1 pseudogene is annotated in these 1144 nt (G+C 42.7%); it reads right to left on the bottom strand.

Going from position 1 to position 1144, the window contains the following annotated elements:
• Positions 1-36: 36 nt before the first annotated feature.
• A pseudogene (locus P5683_RS25070) lies at positions 37-732 on the bottom strand (reverse transcriptase domain-containing protein); the annotation flags it as partial.
• Positions 733-1144 lie beyond the last annotated feature (412 nt).

Genomic DNA, 1144 nt, shown 5'->3' with positions numbered 1-1144 from the left:
CGGCATTGCAGCCTTATTTGACTCCTAAACGTTTCGCACTATGTGGTCTAGTTTACTGAAGGTTTCGGTTGAAACTGCCCCTGAGTAGTAATTTGACCATCCCCGTATTATCGGGTTAAGTCTACTTATCAAGGTTGACTGGGGTGCTATTTTATGTTTTTTTATTACACCCTTAATCACTTCTGTGTGGGCTTTAACTGCTTTTCTGCTGGGTTTTATGCAGGTTTTATGTCCGATGAGTCGGCTTGCCATTCCACCTGTTTTTCCAGATTTGTATTTTCCAACTGGGTATTGTCTGATATTAAATCCTAAGAAATCGAATCCTGGCTCTTCAGTTTTACCCTCGTATTGTATGGGGTTTAGTGTATGACACACTCTTTTCTTTTCAGGTTTGATTTCTAGTCCTACAGGTTTTAACCATTTGGAAATTGCAGTTTTGCACTGTTCAATGATATCGAGTGAAGGTGATATTACTACGAAATCATCGGCGTATCTTATTGTGGTTGCTTGTATTACTCCCTTTTTCTTGGGATACATTGTTTCAATTAACCTAGCCATCCCATCCAGTGCAATGTTGGCTAGGAGTGGGCTAATCACCCCTCCTTGTGGTGTCCCTGCTTCTGTATCCTTGAATACACCGTTGTCTAGCACTCCCGCTTTTAACCATTGTTTCAGGTTGCGTTTGATTATGCTGGGACAATGAATTTTGGACAGTAAGTAATCATGGTTCACGGTAAGAGCATTTTGTTAGGGGTCGAGAATGGAGTCACCACCATCCCCTCCCATTCAGAACCATACGTGAAAGTTTCCCAGCACACGGCTCCTGATGTAGATACCCCTTTTGTCACTGGGAATAGGGTTACAACCCCCTGCTTTATGACCTCAACTTTCAAAGCTATATGCTTGCGTTAGTCTTTAAACTCGCTTTCGCCATTAAACTCTTACTTATCGCGGTCTCTATATCCACACCGTGATTAGTGGGCATATCCTAACCATTACAGTTAGGCATTAGCTTTCCATCACATCCTTTCCCCTTAAAGGCATACGCTTACACTTTTTCACTACTCCACGGGTACATCCCGCCACTTGAGAGCCAATGAGGGGTTTAAACGTTCCATCTATGCGGGCATTCCATCTTTAGATT

This window comes from Limnospira sp. PMC 1279.21, assembly GCF_032349615.1.
Classification (GTDB): domain Bacteria; phylum Cyanobacteriota; class Cyanobacteriia; order Cyanobacteriales; family Microcoleaceae; genus Limnospira; species Limnospira fusiformis.
The sequence above is the reverse complement of the archived record's forward strand: the minus strand, read 5'-3'. Positions and strand labels throughout refer to the sequence as shown.